The organism is Streptomyces sp. NPDC048191 (genome assembly GCF_040652655.1).
Lineage (GTDB): Bacteria > Actinomycetota > Actinomycetes > Streptomycetales > Streptomycetaceae > Streptomyces.
The window spans coordinates 40,153-60,924 of record NZ_JBEZMO010000021.1 but is presented as its reverse complement, the minus strand read 5'-3'; the positions used below and the strand labels follow the sequence as shown (position 1 = coordinate 60,924).

16 protein-coding genes are annotated in these 20,772 nt (G+C 72.3%); 14 read left to right on the top strand and 2 right to left on the bottom strand.

What is annotated here, in order from left to right; translation table 11 throughout:
• The first annotated feature begins 56 nt into the window (after nucleotides 1-56).
• A complete protein-coding gene (locus tag AB0D93_RS28945; protein WP_362125222.1) occupies nucleotides 57-1,208 on the top strand; it encodes a uroporphyrinogen-III synthase in 1,152 nt (383 codons plus the stop codon).
• A gap of 25 nt (nucleotides 1,209-1,233) precedes the next feature.
• Here the strand turns inward: AB0D93_RS28945 and AB0D93_RS28940 are convergent, their stop codons facing one another.
• Entirely contained in the window at nucleotides 1,234-1,764 is a 531-nt protein-coding gene (locus tag AB0D93_RS28940) for an anthrone oxygenase family protein (RefSeq protein WP_362125219.1), read from the bottom strand.
• A 157-nt stretch (nucleotides 1,765-1,921) separates the two neighbouring features.
• On the opposite strand from AB0D93_RS28940, the gene AB0D93_RS28935 reads away from it, so the two are divergent.
• The 6 genes from AB0D93_RS28935 to AB0D93_RS28910 all read left to right on the top strand — a co-directional run bounded on the left by AB0D93_RS28935 (nucleotide 1,922) and on the right by AB0D93_RS28910 (nucleotide 9,153).
• On the top strand, nucleotides 1,922-2,515 hold the full coding sequence (locus AB0D93_RS28935; protein ID WP_362125216.1) for an ABATE domain-containing protein: 594 nt from the start codon (nucleotides 1,922-1,924) through the stop codon (nucleotides 2,513-2,515).
• A 217-nt stretch (nucleotides 2,516-2,732) separates the two neighbouring features.
• Nucleotides 2,733-3,317 (top strand): sigma-70 family RNA polymerase sigma factor, encoded by a 585-nt coding sequence (locus tag AB0D93_RS28930; protein ID WP_030167252.1) that lies wholly within the window; start codon nucleotides 2,733-2,735, stop codon nucleotides 3,315-3,317.
• Between the two features lie 62 nt (nucleotides 3,318-3,379).
• The gene (locus tag AB0D93_RS28925; protein ID WP_362125213.1) at nucleotides 3,380-4,150 is read left to right on the top strand and encodes a zf-HC2 domain-containing protein; all 771 of its coding nucleotides are present in this window, start codon (nucleotides 3,380-3,382) and stop codon (nucleotides 4,148-4,150) included.
• A gap of 188 nt (nucleotides 4,151-4,338) precedes the next feature.
• On the top strand, nucleotides 4,339-6,693 hold the full coding sequence (locus AB0D93_RS28920) for a UvrD-helicase domain-containing protein (RefSeq protein ID WP_362125210.1): 2,355 nt from the start codon (nucleotides 4,339-4,341) through the stop codon (nucleotides 6,691-6,693).
• Nucleotides 6,694-7,058: 365 nt separating this feature from the next.
• Nucleotides 7,059-8,474, top strand: coding sequence for an NAD-dependent malic enzyme (locus AB0D93_RS28915; RefSeq protein ID WP_362125207.1), 1,416 nt, complete (start codon nucleotides 7,059-7,061; stop codon nucleotides 8,472-8,474).
• 397 nt (nucleotides 8,475-8,871) lie between these two features.
• Nucleotides 8,872-9,153, top strand: coding sequence for an HU family DNA-binding protein (locus AB0D93_RS28910; protein WP_023550134.1), 282 nt, complete (start codon nucleotides 8,872-8,874; stop codon nucleotides 9,151-9,153).
• Nucleotides 9,154-9,332: 179 nt separating this feature from the next.
• On the opposite strand, the gene murA is transcribed toward AB0D93_RS28910, so the two are convergent.
• Complete coding sequence (murA, locus tag AB0D93_RS28905; RefSeq protein ID WP_362125204.1) at nucleotides 9,333-10,673, bottom strand: UDP-N-acetylglucosamine 1-carboxyvinyltransferase; 1,341 nt, start codon at nucleotides 10,671-10,673, stop codon at nucleotides 9,333-9,335.
• Nucleotides 10,674-10,949: 276 nt separating this feature from the next.
• Between murA and AB0D93_RS28900 the strand changes: the two genes are divergently transcribed.
• From AB0D93_RS28900 to AB0D93_RS28870, 7 genes are all read left to right on the top strand, one after another.
• Entirely contained in the window at nucleotides 10,950-11,522 is a 573-nt protein-coding gene (locus AB0D93_RS28900) for a YqgE/AlgH family protein (protein WP_069780554.1), read from the top strand.
• Between the two features lie 103 nt (nucleotides 11,523-11,625).
• Nucleotides 11,626-12,879, top strand: coding sequence for a transposase (locus AB0D93_RS28895; RefSeq protein WP_362125200.1), 1,254 nt, complete (start codon nucleotides 11,626-11,628; stop codon nucleotides 12,877-12,879).
• A gap of 14 nt (nucleotides 12,880-12,893) precedes the next feature.
• A complete protein-coding gene (locus tag AB0D93_RS28890) occupies nucleotides 12,894-13,172 on the top strand; it encodes a DUF3039 domain-containing protein (RefSeq protein ID WP_143638399.1) in 279 nt (92 codons plus the stop codon).
• A gap of 205 nt (nucleotides 13,173-13,377) precedes the next feature.
• A complete protein-coding gene (locus AB0D93_RS28885) occupies nucleotides 13,378-15,048 on the top strand; it encodes a beta-N-acetylhexosaminidase (protein WP_362125197.1) in 1,671 nt (556 codons plus the stop codon).
• A gap of 268 nt (nucleotides 15,049-15,316) precedes the next feature.
• Nucleotides 15,317-16,210 (top strand): FAD binding domain-containing protein, encoded by an 894-nt coding sequence (locus tag AB0D93_RS28880; RefSeq protein WP_362125194.1) that lies wholly within the window; start codon nucleotides 15,317-15,319, stop codon nucleotides 16,208-16,210.
• A complete protein-coding gene (locus AB0D93_RS28875) occupies nucleotides 16,207-18,099 on the top strand; it encodes a 2Fe-2S iron-sulfur cluster-binding protein (RefSeq protein WP_362125192.1) in 1,893 nt (630 codons plus the stop codon). The genes AB0D93_RS28880 and AB0D93_RS28875 overlap by 4 nt, the downstream gene beginning before the upstream one ends.
• A complete protein-coding gene (locus AB0D93_RS28870) occupies nucleotides 18,096-20,405 on the top strand; it encodes a molybdopterin cofactor-binding domain-containing protein (protein WP_362125189.1) in 2,310 nt (769 codons plus the stop codon). Before AB0D93_RS28875 ends, AB0D93_RS28870 begins: the two co-directional genes overlap by 4 nt.
• Nucleotides 20,406-20,772: the final 367 nt, after the last annotated feature.

Genomic DNA, 20,772 nt, shown 5'->3' with positions numbered 1-20,772 from the left:
GCCTGTCACGCACCGTTGACAGGCTCGAACGGCGCGCCGGTCAGCTAGGAGAGCCGATGTACGACGAAGAGCAGCACCCCGAGCACGGACCGCTCGCGGGATTCACCGTGGGCGTCACGGCCGCGCGCCGGGCCGAGGAGCTGAGCGCCCTGCTCGACCGGCGCGGTGCCGCGGTCCTGCACGCACCGGCCCTCAGGATCGTGCCGCTCGCCGACGACGGCGAACTCCTCGCCGCCACGAAGGAGATCATCGACCGCGTCCCGGACGTGGTCGTGGCCACCACGGCGATCGGCTTCCGGGGCTGGGTCGAGGCGGCCGAGGGCTGGGGCCTGGGCGATCCGCTGCTGGGCCGGCTCCGGCAGGCCGAGCTGCTGGCCCGGGGTCCCAAGGTCAAGGGGGCGATCCGGGCGGCCGGTCTGACGGAGGAGTGGTCGCCGTCGTCGGAATCCCTGGCCGAGGTCCTGGACCGCCTCCTCGAGGAGGGCGTGGACGGCCGCCGTATCGCCGTACAGCTGCACGGCGAACCGCTGCCGGGGTTCGTCGAGTCCCTGCGTGCCGGGGGAGCGGAGGTGCTCCCGGTGCCGGTGTACCGCTGGATGCCCCCGGAGGACGTCACCCCGCTGGACCGCCTGCTGGACGCGACGGTGGCGCGGTCCCTGGACGCCCTGACGTTCACCAGTGCCCCGGCCGCCGCATCCCTCCTGTCCCGCGCCGAGGACCGCCGCCTGCTGCCGGAGCTGCTGGCGGCGCTCTCCCACGACGTCCTGCCGGCCTGCGTCGGCCCGGTCACGGCGCTGCCGCTGCAGGCGCACGGCGTGGACACGGTCCAGCCGGAGCGCTTCCGCCTCGGCCCCCTGGTCCAGCTGCTGTGCCAGGAACTCCCGGCCCGCGCCCGCGCGTTGCCCATCGCCGGGCACCGGGTGGAGATCCGGGGGCACGCGGTCCTGGTGGACGGCGCCCTGAAACCGGTTCCCCCGGCCGGCATGTCCCTGCTCCGGGCCCTGTCCCGCCGTCCCGGCTGGGTGGTGCCCCGGGCTGACCTGCTGCGCGCCCTGCCGGGCGCGGGCCGCGACGAACACGCGGTGGAGACGGCGATGGCCCGCCTGCGCACGGCTCTCGGGGCGCCGAAGCTGATCCAGACGGTGGTGAAGCGGGGCTACCGGCTGGCCCTGGACCCGGCGGCGGACGCGAAGTACGCGGACGCGTAGCGAGCGAGGTCCGCCGGCCGGGCTCCTACGCGGAGCGGGCGGAGCGGCCGTACAGCATCAGGGCCCGGCTCAGCAGCCCCAGGGACAGCGTCGAGCCGAGCGCCCGTACCACGTTCCACGCCACCCAGGGGCCCTCGAAGTGCTCGCGCAGGGCGGCCGGATCGCCCTGCGCCGCCAGGGCGTTGTTGAGCGGGATGTTGAACGCCGTCGTGACGAGGAGGACCAGGGCGTACGCCAGCAGGGCCGCGCGGACCCATCTCCCGCACGGGGACCGGCGCAGCTGCCACGCCGACAGGCCGGTCAGCAGCAGCGCCCCCATGAAGCACAGGAAGAACACCGGGCTCTGGATCACGGTGTTGATGTTCCGCATGACCTCGACGTACGTCCGGTCGTCGCTGCGGGCGAGGGCCGGCATCACCGCGCAGGCGAAGATGTAGAAGACCCCGGCGCTCAGGCCCGTGGTGATCGTGGCCGCGATCAGGACGGCGGACCTGCCGGGCGTGGCCGTCGCGGTGATCGCGCCCGCTGGGGTGGTCTGGTTCGTCGTGTTCGTCATGCCCCCAGGGAACCGGGAGACCCCGGCACCCGGACATGGCCGAGGCGCGCGTCCGCATGCGTGTGCGTCCAGCCGGTACGAGGGGTTCCGGCCGGGCGCCGGGGAAGGCACTGTGAAGGGAAGACCCCACGCTTCCTGCCTAGGCGGTGACAGGCACATGGCACTGGGTACGGCCACGCCCCCCTACGAGCCGCGGTTCGACGCCGGACGGATCTGTCTCGATCTCCTCGCGACCACGCACCCGGCCGAACGGCTGGACTCCGTCGAGGGGTTGTGCGCGTGGATCGGCGGAGCCCGACTGGTGCCGGAGGGGACGGCGCTCGGTCACGCGGACGCCTCGTGGCCGGCCCCCTTCCGGGAACTGCGCGTGTACGTCGGGCAGTTGGTGCGCAGCCCGCACGCCGTGGACACGCCCTCGTCCGTGCGGGCGCTCGGGCGGGTCAACGAGCTCGCCCGAGCCGCGCCCCCGGTCCTGCGCGCCGTACGCGGTGAGGGAGGCGCTCTGGTCCGGGAGTTGGCCGAGCCGCCGGCCTGCGCGGGGCTGCTCGCGCTCGTCGCGCGGGACGCCGTGGAACTGCTCACCGATCCCGTCGCGCGGGCGGCCGTACGGGAGTGCGAGGGGGACAACTGCCCGCTCGTGTACCTGGACACGTCCCGGGGGCGGCGCCGGCGGTGGTGCTCCAGCGAGGTCTGCGGGAACCGGGAGCGGGTGGCCCGGCACCGGCGACGGGCCGCGCTCGCGAGGGCGTGATTTTCGCAACACCGCGTTTGAGTGGCCCGTACACCGGAAATTGTGATCACCCTCGGTGGCGTGTCGGAATTGTGAAGATCACGCGGGGGGTATGTGCGGCCATGTCCCCCTCGTCACGTCACCCCCGAGAAAACTGTCACCTCCGTTTGAACACCGCGCCGCTCCCTTCCGTACGGGTGGGCGAGCGACCGACTGGGGGAACCCCCGGACACCGGAGGTGGGCGTGCGCAAGGATGCGGCCGTGGCCAATGAACGTGGATCGAGGGCCCGACATCGCATGTCCTCACAGCCCTCGGAACCGGATGAGGAGCTGATGCGTGCGCTGTATCGAGAGCACGCCGGACCTCTGCTTGCGTATGTCCTGCGGCTGGTCGCCGGTGATCGGCAGCGCGCCGAGGACGTCGTACAGGAAACCCTCATCCGTGCCTGGAAGAACGCCGGTCAGCTCAATCGGGCGACCGGATCGGTACGCCCCTGGCTGGTGACGGTCGCGCGCCGCATCGTCATCGACGGCCACCGCAGCCGGCAGGCCCGGCCGCAGGAGGTCGATCCGTCGCCGCTGGAGGTCATCCCCGCGGAGGACGAGATCGACAAGGCGCTGTGGCTGATGACGCTGTCGGACGCGCTCGACGACCTGACCCCGGCCCACCGGGAGGTCCTCGTCGAGACGTACTTCAAGGGGCGTACGGTCAATGAGGCGGCCGAGACGCTTGGTATACCCAGCGGCACGGTGCGCTCTCGGGTGTTCTACGCCCTGCGGTCGATGAAGCTGGCACTGGAGGAGCGGGGGGTGACGGCGTGATGAGCAGTGGTTACGGGGGGATGCAGGGATTCGGTGCGGGTGGTCCGGGTATGTCTGGGCCCATGAGCCCCCAATCGGGATCTTCGGTGCCGAGCGAGCACGAGACCGTCGGCGCCTATGCCCTCGGAATTCTCGACGACGCCGAGGCAACCGCTTTCGAGGCGCATCTCGCAGGCTGCGAGTGGTGCGCCCAGCAGCTGGACGAGCTGGCCGGGATGGAGCCGATGCTGGCCGCGCTCGCGGACCTGCCGGGCTCCGGCAGCACCCCCGCGATCGGCGAGTCGCTGTCCGCCAGGCCCAGCCCGCGGATCGTGGAGAAGCTGGTCGACGAGGTCGCGGAGAAGCGCGCCCAGAAGCGCCGGCGCGGCTTCTACATGATCGCGGCGGCGGCCGCGCTGATCATCGCCGGACCGCTGGCCGCGGTGGCGGCGAACAGCGGCTCCGACGGCGGCGGGGGCCAGGTCGCCGCCTCCTCGGCGCAGACCACCTTCGAGTCCATGCCCGACAAGAAGTCGGCCACGGACCCGTCGTCGCAGATCAGCGCCACCGTCGGCATGGCACGGAAGGACTGGGGCACCCAGGCGGTCCTGGAGCTGAAGAACGCCAAGGGCCCGATCAAGTGCTCCCTGGTGCTCGTCGCGAAGAACGGGCAGCGCGTGACGATGTCCTCCTGGTCCGTGCCGGACGCGGGCTACGGCATCCCGGACGGGAAGACGCCGGAGTCCAAGAAACCGCTCTACATCGGCGGCGCGGCGGCCTTCAAGCCCAACGAGATCGACCACTTCGAGGTCGTGACCTTCCAGGGCAAGAAGCTCGTGCAGGTCGACGCGTAGCACCCGCGGCGGACTCGGCCGGGCGTGTCCGGCCGAGTGCCGGCCGCCCGCGCCCGGCTGGGCGCGCCCGGGCGGCGCAGCCGCACACGACACCGCCCCGCGCCCCCGGGGAAGGTGTCGTCCCGTAGCTTTGACGGACCCTCTTCGCGTACGGTTGACGGTTGCTCAGCACGTCAGAAGGGGGCCCGGTGGCCGCTCAGGTTCAGCAGTCCGCGGTCGGCTCGGTACACGACGCACAGGATTCCGTCCGTGACCGGGAGATCAGCGTCGAGCAGGAACACCTGGACCGGGTGTACCGGCGGCTCGAGGAGAAGATCCACGAAGCCGAGTTCCTGATGAACGACGCGGCCAAGCGGGGCCAGGTCGGCACCCCGGGCGCGCTGGCCGAGCGGGACGCGCAGGTCTTCCGGGCCGGCGTCCACCTGAACCGGCTCAACAACGAGTTCGAGGACTTCCTCTTCGGGCGGATCGACCTGCTCCTCGGCAAGGACGGCAAGAAGGGCCCCGACGGGGCCTACACCGCAGTGGAACCCGCCGACGGCGCCGTGCGCGACGACAGCACCGCCGACATCGCCGAGACCCTGCACATCGGGCGCATCGGCGTGCTCGACGCGGACTACGCGCCACTCGTCATTGACTGGCGGGCGCCCGCCGCCGCGCCCTTCTACCGGGCCACCCCGGTGGAGCCGGGCCGGGTGGTACGGCGCCGGGTCATCCGGTCCAAGGGGCGCCGCGTGCTCGGGGTCGAGGACGACCTGATGCGCCCCGAGCTGACCGCCTTCCTCGACGGCCGTGAGCTGCCCGTCATCGGCGACGGCGCCCTCATGGCCGCCCTCGGTCAGGCCCGCACCCACACCATGCGGGACATCGTCTCCTCCATCCAGGCCGAGCAGGACCTGGTCATCCGCGCCCCCGCCGCCTCCGTCACCTACGTCGAGGGCGGCCCCGGCACCGGCAAGACCGCCGTCGCCCTGCACCGCGCCGCCTACCTGCTCTACCAGGACAGACGCCGGTACGCGGGCGGCATCCTCATCGTCTCCCCGACTCCGCTGCTCGTGGCCTACACCGAGGGCGTGCTGCCCTCGCTCGGCGAGGAGGGCCAGGTCGCGATCCGCGCGATCGGCTCCCTCGTCGACGGCGTCGAGGCCACGCTGTACGACTCCCCGTCCGTGGCCCGCGCCAAGGGCTCGTACCGGATGCTGAAGGTGCTGCGGAAGGCCGCCCGGGGCGCCCTGGAACTCGGGCCGGCCGACACCCGCACGGCGGACGAGGACGGTGGGCCACGCCCCTTCGACGGGCCGCCGTCCCGCCTCCGTGTCGTCGCCTTCGGACGCCGTCTCGAACTGGAGGCGGAGGAACTGGAACGTATCCGCAGGACCGCCCTCGGCGGCACCGCGCCCGTCAACCTGCTCCGTCCGCGCGCCCGCAAGCTGCTCCTGGACGCCCTGTGGGCCAAGTCCGGAGCGGCCACCCGGCACTCCGACCCGGAGCTGGCCGCCGAGCTGCGCTCCTCCTTCGACGAGGACGTGGCCTCGGAGGACTCCTTCCTCGCCTTCCTCGCCGCCTGGTGGCCCGAGCTGACCCCGAAGGCGGTCCTCGCCGCCATGGCGGACGAACGGCGGCTCGGCCGCTGGGCCCGCCGGACCCTGAACCCCGGCGAGATCCGCAAGGTCGCCCGCTCCCTCCAGCGCGACGGCCACTCCGTGCACGACATCGCCATGCTGGACGAGCTCCAGGCGATCCTCGGCGCCCCGGCCCGCCCGAAGAAGAAGCGCGAGCTCGACCCGCTGGACCAGCTCACCGGCCTGGAGGAGCTGATGCCGGTGCGCGAGGAGACGCAGCGCGAGCGGGCCGAGCGCCTCGCACAGGAGCGCACCGAGTACGCGCACGTCATCGTGGACGAGGCGCAGGACCTCACACCGATGCAGTGGCGCATGGTCGGCCGCCGTGGCCGGCACGCCACCTGGACGGTCGTGGGCGACCCGGCCCAGTCCTCCTGGTCCGACCCGGACGAGGCCGCCGAGGCCCGCGACGAGGCCCTCGGGACCCGGCCCCGGCGCCGCTTCCAGCTCACCGTGAACTACCGCAACCCGGCCGAGATCGCCGAGCTGGCCGCCAAGGTGCTCGCGCTCGCCATGCCCGGCTCCGAGGCGCCCAGCGCGGTCCGCTCCACCGGGGTCGAGCCGCGCTTCACCGTCGTACGGGACTCGCTGCAGCGGACCGTACGGGCCGAGGCCGAGCGGCTGCTGGACCTGGTGGACGGCACGGTCGGCGTGGTCGTCGCCATGCACCGGCGCGAGGAGGCCCGCCGCTGGCTGGCCGGGCTCGGCGACCGGGTGGTGGCGCTCGGCAGCCTGGAGGCCAAGGGCCTGGAGTACGACGCGACGGTCGTCGTCTCACCGGCGGAGATCGCCGACGAGTCCCCGGCCGGCCTGCGCGTGCTCTACGTGGGCCTCACCCGCGCCACCCAGCAGCTGACGGTGGTGTCGGGGGAGCGGGACGAGCCGGACGCGGCCGGGGTGCCGGATCTGCTGAGAGACTGAGATTTCTGTGAACTCCCCGCGAGGGGAATGGTCCTCGGCATCCGTTTGTTAGCCTGGTTGCGGCACCGGCTCGATCCAAGCCCCCGGGCCCAACCTTCGTCCCTGCGAGGGACCACTTGCCGCGAGGCGAGCATGGCGGGTCGGTGTCGTAAGCGTGAGAGAGGCCCACGTCTGTGTGACGTGGGTCTCTTTCTTTGTCTGATCGTCTCTCGTATGGTGGAAGTGGTTTTCCGAAACCGTGCGGCAATCAGGCACCGCTCATGAACAAAACGTCCGCAATCCAGGGCGACTACCGCGTACTCCGCGGTAGGTGCGACGATCGGACGGCACAACTCGCGACACGGTGAAAGCAGAGGAAGTCGGCCATGGCAACGGCGCCCAGCGTCTCCTACTCGATGACCATCCGGCTGGAGGTGCCCGCGAGCGGAACCGCCGTCTCGCAGCTCACCACCGCCGTGGAGTCCTCCGGAGGCTCGGTGACCGGCCTCGACGTCACCGCGTCCGGCCACGAGAAGCTCCGCATCGACGTCACCATCGCGGCCACCTCCACGGCCCACGCCGAGGAGATCGTCGAGAAGCTGCGCGGCATCGAGGGCGTCACCCTCGGCAAGGTCTCCGACCGTACGTTCCTGATGCACCTCGGCGGCAAGATCGAGATGGCGTCGAAACACCCGATCCGCAACCGTGACGACCTCTCCATGGTCTACACGCCCGGTGTGGCCCGCGTCTGCATGGCGATCGCCGAGAACCCCGAGGACGCCCGCCGCCTCACCATCAAGCGCAACTCCGTTGCGGTCGTGACGGACGGCTCCGCGGTGCTCGGCCTCGGCAACATCGGCCCGAAGGCCGCCCTCCCCGTGATGGAGGGCAAGGCGGCCCTCTTCAAGCGCTTCGCCGGCATCGACGCCTGGCCCATCTGCCTGGACACCCAGGACACCGACGCGATCGTCGAGATCGTCAAGGCCATCGCCCCGGGCTTCGCCGGCATCAACCTGGAGGACATCTCCGCGCCGCGCTGCTTCGAGATCGAGGCCCGCCTGCGCGAGGCCCTCGACATCCCCGTCTTCCACGACGACCAGCACGGCACCGCCATCGTCGTCCTCGCCGCCCTGACCAACGCCCTGCGCGTCACGGACAAGGCCATCGAGAACATCCGCGTCGTCATGTCCGGCGCCGGCGCGGCCGGTACGGCCATCCTCAAGCTGCTGCTCGCCGCGGGCGTGAAGAACGCCGTCGTCGCCGACATCCACGGTGTCGTCCACTCCGGCCGCGAGGACCTGGTGAACGCCCCGGCCGACTCGCCGCTGCGCTGGATCGCCGACAACACCAACCCCGAGGGCCTCACCGGCACCCTGAAGGAGGCCGTGCGCGGCGCCGACGTGTTCATCGGCGTCTCCGCCCCGAACGTCCTCGACGGCACCGACGTGGCCGCCATGGCCGACGGCGCCATCGTGTTCGCGCTCGCGAACCCCGACCCCGAGGTGGACCCGGCAATCGCCCGTCAGACGGCCGCCGTTGTGGCCACCGGCCGCTCCGACTTCCCGAACCAGATCAACAACGTGCTGGTCTTCCCGGGCGTCTTCCGCGGCCTGCTGGACGCCCAGTCCCGCACCGTCAACACCGAGATGATGCTCGCCGCCGCGAAGGCCCTCGCCGACGTGGTCAGCCAGGACGAGCTCAACCCGAACTACATCATCCCCAGCGTCTTCAACGACAAGGTCGCGGGCGCCGTCGCCGGCGCGGTCCGCGAGGCCGCGAAGGCCGCCGGGGCGACGGCCTAGCCGCACCGGGATCCGGTCCGGGCGCCGCCGCGTGCCCGGCCGGGTGAAGGAAAAGCGGCGGCCGGGCGTCGGCCCGGTGACGGCGTGTCGTACTGTGCAGGGGCTGTGAGGATCACCACGGCGGCGCCCGTACCGGCGCGTCGTGGAACCAGCTGATGCCGGGCGCGCTCTAGGGTGACGCCGAGCGGGCGCCTTTCGTGTGACTCCCCTGGGTGTTCTCACGACTCCTACGGGTGCCGGATTGGCTTTACCGCCGCAGGTAGGGGCAGGATGCTCCCCCAGGGACTACGTCCCCCGGGGGCACCCCCAAGGGCGCGAGCGCATCGGCATCGCAGTGCCTCGGGCGGATCCGCCGCGTGGCACACCCCAACGGCAAGAAAAACACGGGAGTAACAACATGAACCGCAGTGAGCTGGTGGCCGCGCTGGCCGACCGCGCCGAGGTGACCCGCAAGGACGCCGACGCCGTGCTGGCCGCGTTCGCCGAGACCGTCGGCGAGATCGTCGCCAAGGGCGACGAGAAGGTCACCATCCCCGGCTTCCTGACCTTCGAGCGCACCCACCGTGCCGCTCGCACCGCGCGCAACCCGCAGACCGGCGAGCCGATCAACATCCCCGCCGGCTACAGCGTGAAGGTCACCGCGGGCTCCAAGCTCAAGGAAGCGGCCAAGGGCAAGTAAGCGCTCCGCTTCGAGCGCCGGTCCACCGGAGTGCCGCTGCGGTGGAGCGCCGTGGGCGGCTGCGGGCCCGTCGTGGCTGGTCGCGCAGTTCCCCGCGCCCCCTTGGGGCGCTTGAGCCGAAGACGCTGAAAAGGGCGGCCCCCCTCGCAGGGGGGCCGCCCTTTCGCCGTTGACGCGGACTAGCCCAGCGCCTTGCCCGGCAGTTCCACCTTCGCGCCGAGCTCGACCAGTTTCTCCATGAAGTTCTCGTAGCCGCGGTTGATCAGATCGATGCCGTGGACGCGGGACGTGCCCTCGGCCGCCAGGGCCGCGATCAGGTACGAGAAGCCGCCGCGCAGGTCGGGGATGACCAGGTCGGCGCCCTGCAGCCGGGTCGGGCCCGAGACGACCGCGGAGTGCAGGAAGTTGCGCTGGCCGAAGCGGCAGTCGGAGCCGCCCAGGCACTCGCGGTAGAGCTGGATGTGCGCGCCCATCTGGTTCAGCGCCGAGGTGAAGCCCAGCCGGGACTCGTAGACCGTCTCGTGGATGATGGACAGCCCCGTGGCCTGCGTCAGCGCCACCACCAGCGGCTGCTGCCAGTCGGTCTGGAAGCCGGGGTGCACGTCCGTCTCCAGCGCGATGGACTTCAACTGGCCGCCCGGGTGCCAGAAACGGATGCCCTCGTCGTCGATCTCGAAGGCACCGCCCACCTTCCGGTAGGTGTTCAGGAACGTCATCATCGACCGCTGCTGGGCGCCGCGGACGTAGATGTTGCCGTTGGTCGCGAGCGCCGCGGAAGCCCAGGAGGCGGCCTCCAGACGGTCCGAGAGGGCGCGGTGCGTGTAGCCGCCGAGCTTCTCCACACCGGTGATGCGGATCGTGCGGTCGGTGTCCATCGCGATGATCGCGCCCATCTTCTGCAGCACGCAGATGAGGTCCTCGATCTCCGGCTCGACGGCCGCGTTGGACAACTCCGTGACGCCCTCGGCCAGTACGGCCGTCAGCAGCACCTGCTCGGTCGCGCCCACGGACGGGTACGGCAGCCGGATCTTCGTACCGCGCAGGCCCTTCGGGGCCTCCAGGTACTGGCCGTCCGCGCGCTTCTCGATGGTCGCGCCGAACTGCCGCAGCACGTCGAAGTGGAAGTCGATGGGCCGGCCGCCGATGTCACAGCCGCCGAGGCCGGGGATGAACGCGTGGCCGAGACGGTGCAACAGCGGCCCGCAGAACAGGATCGGGATGCGGCTCGACCCCGCATGGGCATCGATGTCAGCCACGTTGGCGCTCTCGACGTGCGTCGGGTCGAGCACCAGCTCGCCGGGCTCCTCGCCCGGGCGGACCGTCACCCCGTGCAGCTGGAGCAGGCCACGGACGACCCGCACGTCACGGATGTCGGGAACGTTGCGCAGGCGGCTCGGCGCGCTGCCCAGCAGGGCGGCGACCATGGCCTTCGGTACGAGGTTCTTCGCACCGCGGACACGGATCTCGCCCTCCAGCGGGGTTCCGCCGTGGACAAGCAGGACATCGTCGTTGACGGTCATGTATCTCGCGTTCCGATGAGTTGGGCAGGGGCCGGCCGATCACTGTGCGCAGGGGCCGGGAAGACAGGGTAATCGCCGATTACCCCCCGTCCGTAAGCCCGAGTACCACCCAACCGCGTCATAGCTGTGTCACAACACGAACCGTTCCCTTTCGGGCACATGGGGTCACCGGACACGGATGTGCGCCCGGGACGCTTCCGTGCTCCCTGAGCTGCGTTCACTCCCGCACTCCGATTGGCTCCCCACCGGAGGGGAAGATGCGGGATCATGTCTGGCATGACCGAGGTGTCCTCGCTCACAGGGCGGCTGCTCGTGGCCACTCCCGCCCTGGCGGACCCGAACTTCGACCGCGCTGTGGTGCTCCTTCTCGACCACGACGAGGAGGGCTCCCTCGGCGTCGTCCTCAACCGCCCCACGCCGGTGGACGTGGGGGACATCCTGGAGGGCTGGGCCGACCTCGCCGGCGAGCCCGGAGTGGTCTTCCAGGGCGGGCCCGTCTCGCTGGACTCGGCGCTCGGCGTCGCGGTCATCCCGGGCGGCGCGAACGGCGACCTCGCCCCCCTCGGCTGGCGCCGGGTGCACGGCGCGATCGGCCTGGTCGACCTGGAGGCCCCGCCGGAACTGCTGGCCGCGGCCCTCGGTTCCCTGAGGATCTTCGCCGGATACGCCGGCTGGGGCCCGGGCCAGCTGGAGGACGAGCTGGTCGAGGGCGCCTGGTACGTGGTCGAGTCGGAGCCCGGCGACGTGTCCTCACCGGCCCCCGAGCGCCTGTGGCGCGAGGTGCTGCGCCGCCAGCGCAACGAGCTGGCGATGGTGGCCACGTATCCGGACGACCCTTCGCTCAACTGATGCGGGTGCGGACGCAGAGCCAGGCAGCGATGGATCACTCTTTCGGGTAAGTCGTCTGTGCTCTCGAAAAGCAGGTCCGACTTCGGTGCATAACCTGGCGAGTGTGAAGTTGGTCGTGCAGGTGAAGCTGGTGCCCACCCCCGTGCAGGCGGCTGCGCTTGAGGCGACCCTGCGCGCCTGTAACGACGCGGCCACCTGGGTCAGCGAGGTGGCGTTTGAAAACGACGTGAAGAGGAAATTCGCGCTGCGCGAGCACACCTACGCCGAGGTCAAGGCCAGGTGGGGGCTTGGTGCGCAGGCCGCCCAGCACGTGATCAAGAAGACGTGCGATGCATACGCCACGCTCAAGGCCAACCTGAGGGCCGGCAACTTCGGCAAACCGGGCTCGAAACGGTATCGGCGAGCCTCGGAGAAACCGATTGTCTTCCGGTCGGAGGGGGCCCAGCCGTACGACGACCGGATGCTGTCCTGGCAGATCCCGGAACGCAGGATCTCGATCTGGACGGTGGCCGGGCGGCTGAAGGACGTGGTGTTCACCGCGAGGCCCGAGCACCTGGCCACCCTGGCCCTGCGCCGCAAAGGCGAGTCGGACCTTGTGCGCCGCGACGGTATGTGGTTCCTGAACGCCACGTGTGAGGTCCCGGAAGCGCCCTTGAACGCCGAGCCAAGAGACTTCCTCGGCATCGATCTGGGCATCGTGAACATCGCGACCACCTCCGACGGTGAGATCATGGCCGGGCGCGAGCTCAATCGCCTGCGCGTGCGTGAGCGGAAGCTGCGCACCAAGCTGCAGCGCAAGAACACCTCCTCCGCCAAGCGGCGCCTGAAGAAGCGCAGGCGCAAGGAGGCGCGACGGACCAGAGACATCAACCACAAGATCGCCAAGCATGTGGTGGCCGAGGCGGAACGCACCGGCCGTGGGATCGCCCTGGAGGACCTGACGGGCATCCGCGGACGGGTACGGCTTCGCAAGCCCCAACGGGCCACTCACTCCAGCTGGTCCTTCGCCCAGCTGGGGCAGTTCATCTCGTACAAGGCCCGCAAGGCGGGGGTGCCGGTCGTGTATGTCGATCCGGCGTACACCTCCCGCGCCTGTGCCCAGTGCGGGCACATCGACAAGGCGAACCGGATCTCGCAGGCCCGGTTCGCGTGCCGGAACTGTGGATTCGTTGATCACGCGGACCGGAACAGCTCCCGCAACATCCAGGCACGTGCATGGGCGTTGTGGCGACGCGGGGCGCAGTCGGCCGCCCCTGACCTTCCCGGGAAGTCTCCCGGTAGGACTGGACGCAAACGCCGTGTCACAGCCAGTGACGCTCGTTGTGCAAGCCCTGGGCCCACAGTCCCGGGCGGTTGATTACTCTTGCTGATATGAGCACTCTTGAGCCCGAGCGCGGGACTGGTACGGGGACCCTCGTAGAGCCGACGCCACAGGTGTCCCACGGCGACGGCGACCACGAGCGCTTCGCCCACTACGTCCAGAAGGACAAGATCATGGCGAGCGCCCTCGACGGCACCCCCGTCGTGGCGCTGTGCGGCAAGGTCTGGGTGCCGGGCCGCGACCCGAAGAAGTACCCCGTGTGCCCCATGTGCAAGGAGATCTACGAGTCCATGGGCAGCGGTGGCGACGACAAGGGCGGCGACAAGTAAGGGTCCGCCCGCGGTCGTGGGCCCCCGGTGCGTGTGCGATGCGCGTGTGCCGGGGGCCTTCGCGTGGGTGCCCGGGACGAGTGGTTCAGACCTCTTGTGGGCGGGGCCGGGGAGTCCGTAGCCTCACGATGTTGTGCGTGGCGAAATGGCCGTTGCGCATGGTGCAATGCCCTTCCTGGTGGCGCGGCAGAGGACTGACGACGACATGAGCGACACGCCCCTTTCCCCGGAACCCGACGTGGCGCTGATCCCGGCGCCGAGCCGCCTCTCGGCCTCGCTGCCCGGTGGCGGCACCGGATTCGTCCTCGACGCGGACACCGGGATCGAGGCCACCGAGGGCACCGGGCGGGTCGCGCACTGGCTGCGGACGACCGTCGGCGCGGCGACCGGGCTGCCGCTGTCCCCGCACCGGGACGGCGGCTCCCGCGTCCTGCTGCGGATCAGGCCCTCGCTGGCGGACGAACTGGGCAGTCCCGAGGCCTACCAGTTGTGCGCGGACGGCCTGCTCGTCCGCGTCGACGGCGCGAGCGAGGCCGGCCTGTTCTGGGGCGCCCAGACCTTCCGTCAACTCCTCGGTCCGGAGGCCTTCCGGCGTGCTCCGGTCAGCGGCCGGACCGAGTGGGAGTTCCCGGCGGTCGCCGTCCGGGACGCCCCGCGGTTCCGCTGGCGCGGTCTGCTCCTCGACGTGGCCCGGCACTTCATGCCCAAGGAGGGCGTGCTGCGTTACCTCGATCTGATGGCCGCGCACAAGCTCAACGTCTTCCACTTCCATCTGACCGACGACCAGGGCTGGCGGATCGAGATCAAGCGGTATCCGAAGTTGACCGAAACCGCATCCTGGCGGTCGCGGTCGAAATTCGGTCACCGGGCCTCGCCCCTGTGGGACGAGAAACCGCACGGGGGTTACTACACCCAGGACGACATCCGGGAGATCGTCGCCTACGCCGCCGAGCGGCACATCACCGTCGTCCCGGAAATCGACGTACCGGGCCATTCGCAGGCCGCCATCGCCGCGTATCCGGAACTCGGCAACACCGACGTCATCGACACCACCGCCCTCAACGTCTGGGACAACTGGGGGATCTCCGCCAACGTACTCGCCCCCACCGACACCACCCTGCGTTTCTACGAGGGGGTGTTCGAGGAGGTTCTGGAGTTGTTCCCCTCACAGTTCGTCCACGTCGGCGGCGACGAGTGCCGCAAGGAGCAGTGGACCGCGTCGGTGACCGCCAAGACCCGGATCGCGGAACTCGCTCTCGCCGGCGAGGACGGGTTGCAGTCCTGGTTCATCGGGCACTTCGACGCCTGGCTCGCCGCGCGCGGCCGCCGGCTCATCGGCTGGGACGAGATCCTGGAGGGCGGGCTCGCCGAGGGCGCGGCGGTGTCGTCCTGGCGCGGTTACGGCGGCGGGATCGCGGCCGCGCGGGCCGGCCACGACGTCGTCATGTGCCCGGAGCAGTACGTGTATCTGGACCACCGTCAGGCCCCCGGCGAGGACGAGCCGGTGCCGATCGGGTTCGTGCGCACCCTGGAGGACGTCTACCGGTTTGAACCCGTTCCGGACGGCCTCACCGAGGACGAGGCCCGGCATGTGCTGGGCACTCAGGCCAACGTCTGGACCGAGGTGCTGGAGGACGCCGGGCGCGTGGACTACCAGGCCTTCCCCCGGCTCGCGGCCTTCGCCGAGGTGGCCTGGAGCCGGCTGCCCGCCCCCGCCGAACGGGACTTCGCCGGCTTCGAGTGCCGTATGGACGTCCATTACGCGCGCCTCGACGCCCTCGGAGTCGCCTACCGGCCGCCCACCGGGCCCCGGCCGTGGCAGAAGCGGCCCGGCGTGCTCGGCCGCCCGATCGAGGGACGGCCGCCGAACAAGTGACCGCCCGGTCCAGGCGTCTTTCCCGAACAAGTGCCGGAAAACCGCTCCAAGGGTCACCGAAGAGTGTCAATCGGAGCGCACCGGCGATGCCGTGCGAAAACGGACCATCTCTGCGATGAGGTGGGCGAATGCCTCCTAGCGCCTCCTAGCGGACCCGTGCGTTCGGCCCTTGCGAAGATGTGCCAGAGTTGCCACGTCCGCCCTGTGAGCACGTACCGTACGGCCACACAGGTGGGACCAGGTGGGGCAGCGGGAAGGGGCAGCCGGTTTGACCACGCACGCACCGCAGGCGGCGCAGGCCGTCACGCTGCCCACGACGCTGGACGAGGCGGTGGCGGCCCTCACCGCCATGCCCGCCGCCGTGCCCGTCGCGGGCGGCACCGACCTCATGGCCGCCGTCAACTCCGGTCAGCTCAGGCCCGCCGCCCTGGTGGGTCTCGGGCGGATCAGCGAGATCCGCGGCTGGCAGTACCAGGACGGCCACGCGCTGCTCGGCGCGGGCCTCACGCACGCGCGCATGGGCCGCCCCGACTTCGCGGCCCTGATCCCGGCGCTCGCCGCCGCCGCGCGTGCCGCGGGCCCGCCGCACATCCGCAACGCGGGCACCCTCGGCGGCAACATCGCCTCGGCGGCCCCCACGGGTGACGCGCTGCCCGTACTGGCCGCCCTGGAGGCGACGCTGATCATCGCGGGCCCGGGCGGGGCCCGCCGGGAGATCCCGGTGTCGCACCTGCTGGCCGGCATGGAGATGCTGCGCGGCGGCGAACTCATCGGGTACGTGCGCGTGCCGCTGCTGCACGCCCCGCAGGTCTTCCTGAAGGCGACCGGACGCACCGGCCCGGGCCGTGCGCTCGCCTCCGTGGCCCTCGTCCTCGACCCCGCCCGGCGCGGAGTGCGGTGCGCCGTCGGCGCCATAGCGCCGATGCCGCTCAGGCCCCTGGAGGCCGAGCAGTGGGTCGCCCAGCTGATCGACTGGGACAACGACCGCGCGCTCGTCCCGGAGGCCCTGAACGCCTTCGGCGAGTACGTCGCCGCGGCCTGCATCCCGGACCCGGCGCCGGAGCCCGACGGCTCGGTGGCCCCGCTCCCGCCCGCCGTACTGCACCTGCGGCGCACCGTCGCCGCGCTGGCCCGACGAGCACTGGGGAGGGCGCTGTCGTGACCGACGACCAGCACGGAGAGGGCAGGCCCCAGGGCGGACGCTGGGACCCGCTGCCCCAGGGCGACTACGACGACGGCGCCACCGCCTTCGTCAAGCTCCCCGAGGGCGGCATCGACGCCCTGCTGGCGGGCGACAGCCCGCTGGCCGCGCCCGGTCACGGCTATGTGCCGCCGCGGATAGCGGCCGACCCCGGCACCGGCGACCCCGCCGCGCCCGGGACCTGGGCCGCGCCCGCGGGCGGCGCCGAATGGCCCGACCCGAACGTCACGCCGCAGGCACAGCAGGCGGACGACCGGTTCACCTACAACCCCGGCGCGACCCAGCACTGGACCTTCGAGGATCCCGCCGCTCCCGCCGGGCAGGGGCACGACGTCACCGGGCAGTGGTCGATCCCCGTCGTCGGCGGTGATCTGCCGGACGAGTCGGGCGAGTTCACCACGTCCGCCCTGGTCGAGCAGTGGGGCGGCACCCCGCCGGCCACCCTGCCGGGCGGCGCGCCCGCGCCCTGGGCGACGGACGGCGCGGGCCACGCCTGGGGCGAGAGCCCGGCCGACGCGGAACCCGCCGCCGGGCCGGACCGCGCCCACCCGGCCGGCGACACGCCGGCGCAGGACGCGTCGTACGCGCGCGAGGTGTCGTACGGGCACGCCCCGGCGGGATACCCGGAACCGGGTCAGCCGGGCGCGGCCCCCGCGGAAACGGCCCAGGCGGCGGCCGGTCACCCGGAGTTCGGGCACGACCGTTCCGGGGCGGAGTCCGGTCACGGTCACGTGGAGGCCGGCCGTCCGGGCGCACCCGCCGACGCGCAGGCGCCCGCGCAGGCCCCTGAGAGCCCCGCTGACGGCCCGGCGGGCCACGAGGGCCCCACACGCCACGGCTCCGCTCCGCAGGCCGCCACAACGGCGGACACGGCCGGCGCACCCGAGCACGGAGCCGCTGCGGGCGCCCCGCACGACACGACGGGGGAAGCGCCCGGGGAGCCCGGCGAGGGACCCGCCGCCGCAACCCCGGAAGCTTCCGCCCACAGCGCCCCCGGACACCCGGAGCACCCCGAGGACCAGCCCGGGGAACTCCCGGCGGACGCGGCAACCGCCGCCGCGCAGGCGGCCGAGGACGAGGCCGCCGAGGAGAGCGCCGCACCCCGGCCGGCGCACGACGACCACCCGCTCGCCTCCTACGTCCTGCGCGTCAACGGCGCCGACCGGCCCGTCGGCGACGCCTGGATCGGCGAGTCACTGCTGTACGTCCTGCGGGAACGGCTCGGTCTCGCGGGCGCCAAGGACGGCTGCTCGCAGGGCGAGTGCGGGGCCTGCAACGTCCAGGTCGACGGCCGGCTGGTGGCCTCCTGCCTGGTCCCGGCGGTCACCGCGGCCGGCAGCGAGGTGCGCACGGTCGAGGGCCTGGCCACCGACGGGCAGCCCTCCGACGTGCAGCGCGCTCTCGCCCGCTGCGGTGCCGTGCAGTGCGGTTTCTGCGTGCCCGGCATGGCGATGACCCTGCACGACCTGCTCGAGGGCAACCCCGCGCCGACCGAACTGGAGACCCGGCAGGCGCTGTGCGGCAACCTGTGCCGCTGCTCCGGCTACCGGGGCGTGCTGGACGCCGTGCAGGAGGTCGTCGCCGAACGCGAGGCCTCCCATGGCGCCGACGCCGAGCCGGACGCGGACGAGGCCCGCATCCCGCACCAGGCGGGCCCCGGCGCCGGAGGCGTCAACCCGTCGGCGTTCGAGGCGCCGGGCGCGTTCGACACGCCGCAGACCGCTCCCGGCGGCTACGGCGACACGCCGCCGTACGGCACGCCCGACCCGTTCGGCACACCGCCGCACGGCACACCGGGACCGCACGGCCCGCACGACCAGCACTACGGCCAGGACGGAGGCCAGGGGTGAGCAACGAAGCCGCCACGGCGACGACCGCCGCGGAACCCGCTCCCGAGGCCGAGGCGTTGCCGCACGGCCTCGGCGCCTCCCTCCCGCACGCCGACGCCCGCGCCAAGACCGAGGGCACCTTCCCGTACGCGGCCGACCTGTGGGCCGAGGGCCTGCTGTGGGCGGCCGTCCTGCGCTCCCCGCACGCGCACGCGCGCATCGTCTCCATCGACACCAGCCACGCGCGCGAGATGCCCGGCGTACGTGCCGTCGTCACGCACGAGGACGTGCCCGGCACCCCCCGCCACGGCCGGGGCGCGCCCGACCGGCCGGTGTTCGCCTCCGAGGTCGTACGGCACCACGGCGAGCCCATCGCCGCCGTCGCCGCCGACCACCCGGACACCGCGCGGATGGCCGCGGCGGCCGTCATCGTCGAGTACGAGGTACTCGACCCGGTCACCGATCCCGAGCAGGCCTTCGAGGCCGAGCCGCTGCACCCCGACGGCAACCTGATCCGGCACATCCCGCTGCACCACGGCGACCCGGAGGCCGTCGGCGAGGTCGTCGTCGAGGGCCTGTACCGCATAGGGCGCCAGGACCCGGCCCCCATCGGCGCCGAGGCCGGCCTCGCCGTGCCCCGCCCCGACGGCGGCGTGGAGCTGTACCTGGCCTCCACCGACCCGCACGCCGACCGCAACACCGCCGCGGCCTGCTACGGCCTGCCCCCCGATCGGGTGAAGATCGTCGTCACCGGGGTGCCGGGCGCCACCGCCGACCGCGAGGACCAGGGCTTCCAGCTGCCGCTCGGCCTGCTCGCCCTGAAGACCGGCTGCCCGGTGAAGCTCACCGCGACCCGCGAGGAGTCCTTCCTCGGCCACGCCCACCGCCACCCCACCCTGCTGCGCTACCGCCACCACGCCGACACTGACGGCAAGTTGGTGAAGGTGGAGGCGCAGATCCTGCTCGACGCGGGCGCGTACGCCGACACCTCCTCCGACGCCCTGGCCGCCGCCGTCTCCTTCGCGTGCGGCCCGTACATCGTCCCGAACGCCTTCATCGAGGGCTGGGCCGTGCGCACCAACAACCCGCCCTCCGGCCATGTGCGCGGCGAGGGCGCCATGCAGGTGTGCGCCGCCTACGAGGCGCAGATGGACAAGCTGGCCAAGAAGCTCGGCCTGGACCCGGCCGAGATGCGCCTGCGCAACGTGCTGGCGACGGGTGACGTGCTCCCGATCGGCCAGACCGTGACGTGCCCCGCCCCCGTCGCCGAACTCCTGCAGGCGGTGCGGGACTTCCCGCTGCCCGCCCTGCCCAAGGACACCCCCGAGGACGAGTGGCTGCTGCCCGGCGGCCCCGAGGGCGCGGGCGAACCGGGCGCGGTGCGCCGGGGCGTCGGCTACGGCCTCGGCATGGTGCACATGCTCGGCGCGGAGGGCGCCGACGAGGTGTCCACGGCGACGGTCAAGGTGCACGACGGTGTCGCGACCGTCCTCTGCGCGGCGGTGGAGACCGGCCAGGGCTTCACCACCCTCGCCCGGCAGATCGTCCAGGAGACCCTCGGCATCGAGGAAGTCCACGTGGCGCCGGTCGACACCGACCAGCCACCGGCCGGCGCGGGCTGCCGGGGACGGCACACCTGGGTGTCGGGCGGCGCGGTGGAGCGGGCGGCGAAGATGGTCCGCACCCAGCTCCTGCAGCCCCTGGCGCACAAGTTCGGCATGTCGACCGAGCTGCTGCAGATCACCGACGGCAAGATCACCTCGTACGACGGTGTGCTGTCGACCACCGTCACCGAGGCGATGGACGGCAAGGAGCTGTGGGCGACGGCGCAGTGCCGCCCGCATCCCACGGAGCCGCTGAACGCCTCCGGCCAGGGCGACGCGTTCGTGGGCCTGGCCTTCTGCGCCGTCCGCGCGGTGGTCGACGTCGACATCGAGCTCGGCTCGGTCCGGGTGGTGGAACTGGCCGTCGCCCAGGACGTGGGCCGCGTCCTCAACCCGACCCAGCTGGCGGCCCGTATCGAGGCGGGCGTGACCCAGGGCGTCGGCATCGCCCTGACGGAGAACCTCCGCACGCCGCGTGGCCTGATCCGCCACCCCGACCTGACCGGCTACGCCCTGCCGACCGCGCTGGACGCCCCGGACATCCGGATCGTCAAACTGGTCGAGGAACGGGACGTGGTCGCCCCCTTCGGCGCGAAGTCCGTCAGCGCGGTCCCGGTCGTCACGGCGCCGGCCGCGATCGCCTCCGCCGTCCGCGCGGCCACCGGCCGCCCGGTCAACCGGCTCCCGATCCGCCCGCAGGCGGCGGTGGTGACGGCCCAGTGAGCCGCCGCCGTACGTGATCGACGATGCCGTGGTCGTCACGGGGTGATGGCCGCGAGCGGGCCGACGGTGGCGCAGCTCCTGGCGGAAGCCCGGCCGCGCGGCGCCCGTCCGGTGTGACGCCTTCCGCCGGATGGCCGCGAGGGGCCGGCGGAGCACCCCCTCGAGGGGAACGGGAAGCGACGCCCCGACTCCGGCTGCGCCACCGCCAGTCGGCGGCGACGACGGACGCGTGCGCGGAGGCCGGCTCCACGGGGGTGGTGCGGGACGTGCCGCTCGGCGAGGACCCGAGGCCGGGGCCCGCGAGAACGGCCGCGCGAAGACCGGCCACGGCGGCAGTCGGCCCGTCACCGACGCAACGTGCCCGGGT

Excerpts from the sequence above, each read along its gene's own strand:
- AB0D93_RS28940 (WP_362125219.1), bottom strand. The coding sequence starts at position 1,764 with ATGACGAACACGACGAACCAGACCACCCCAGCGGGCGCGATCACCGCG.
- AB0D93_RS28925 (WP_362125213.1), top strand. The coding sequence starts at position 3,380 with ATGAGCCCCCAATCGGGATCTTCGGTGCCGAGCGAGCACGAGACCGTC.
- AB0D93_RS28945 (WP_362125222.1), top strand. The coding sequence starts at position 57 with ATGTACGACGAAGAGCAGCACCCCGAGCACGGACCGCTCGCGGGATTC.
- AB0D93_RS28885 (WP_362125197.1), top strand. The coding sequence starts at position 13,378 with ATGAGCGACACGCCCCTTTCCCCGGAACCCGACGTGGCGCTGATCCCG.
- AB0D93_RS28910 (WP_023550134.1), top strand. The coding sequence starts at position 8,872 with ATGAACCGCAGTGAGCTGGTGGCCGCGCTGGCCGACCGCGCCGAGGTG.
- murA (WP_362125204.1), bottom strand. The coding sequence starts at position 10,673 with ATGACCGTCAACGACGATGTCCTGCTTGTCCACGGCGGAACCCCGCTG.
- AB0D93_RS28915 (WP_362125207.1), top strand. The coding sequence starts at position 7,059 with ATGGCAACGGCGCCCAGCGTCTCCTACTCGATGACCATCCGGCTGGAG.
- AB0D93_RS28890 (WP_143638399.1), top strand. The coding sequence starts at position 12,894 with ATGAGCACTCTTGAGCCCGAGCGCGGGACTGGTACGGGGACCCTCGTA.
- AB0D93_RS28935 (WP_362125216.1), top strand. The coding sequence starts at position 1,922 with ATGGCACTGGGTACGGCCACGCCCCCCTACGAGCCGCGGTTCGACGCC.
- AB0D93_RS28900 (WP_069780554.1), top strand. The coding sequence starts at position 10,950 with ATGACCGAGGTGTCCTCGCTCACAGGGCGGCTGCTCGTGGCCACTCCC.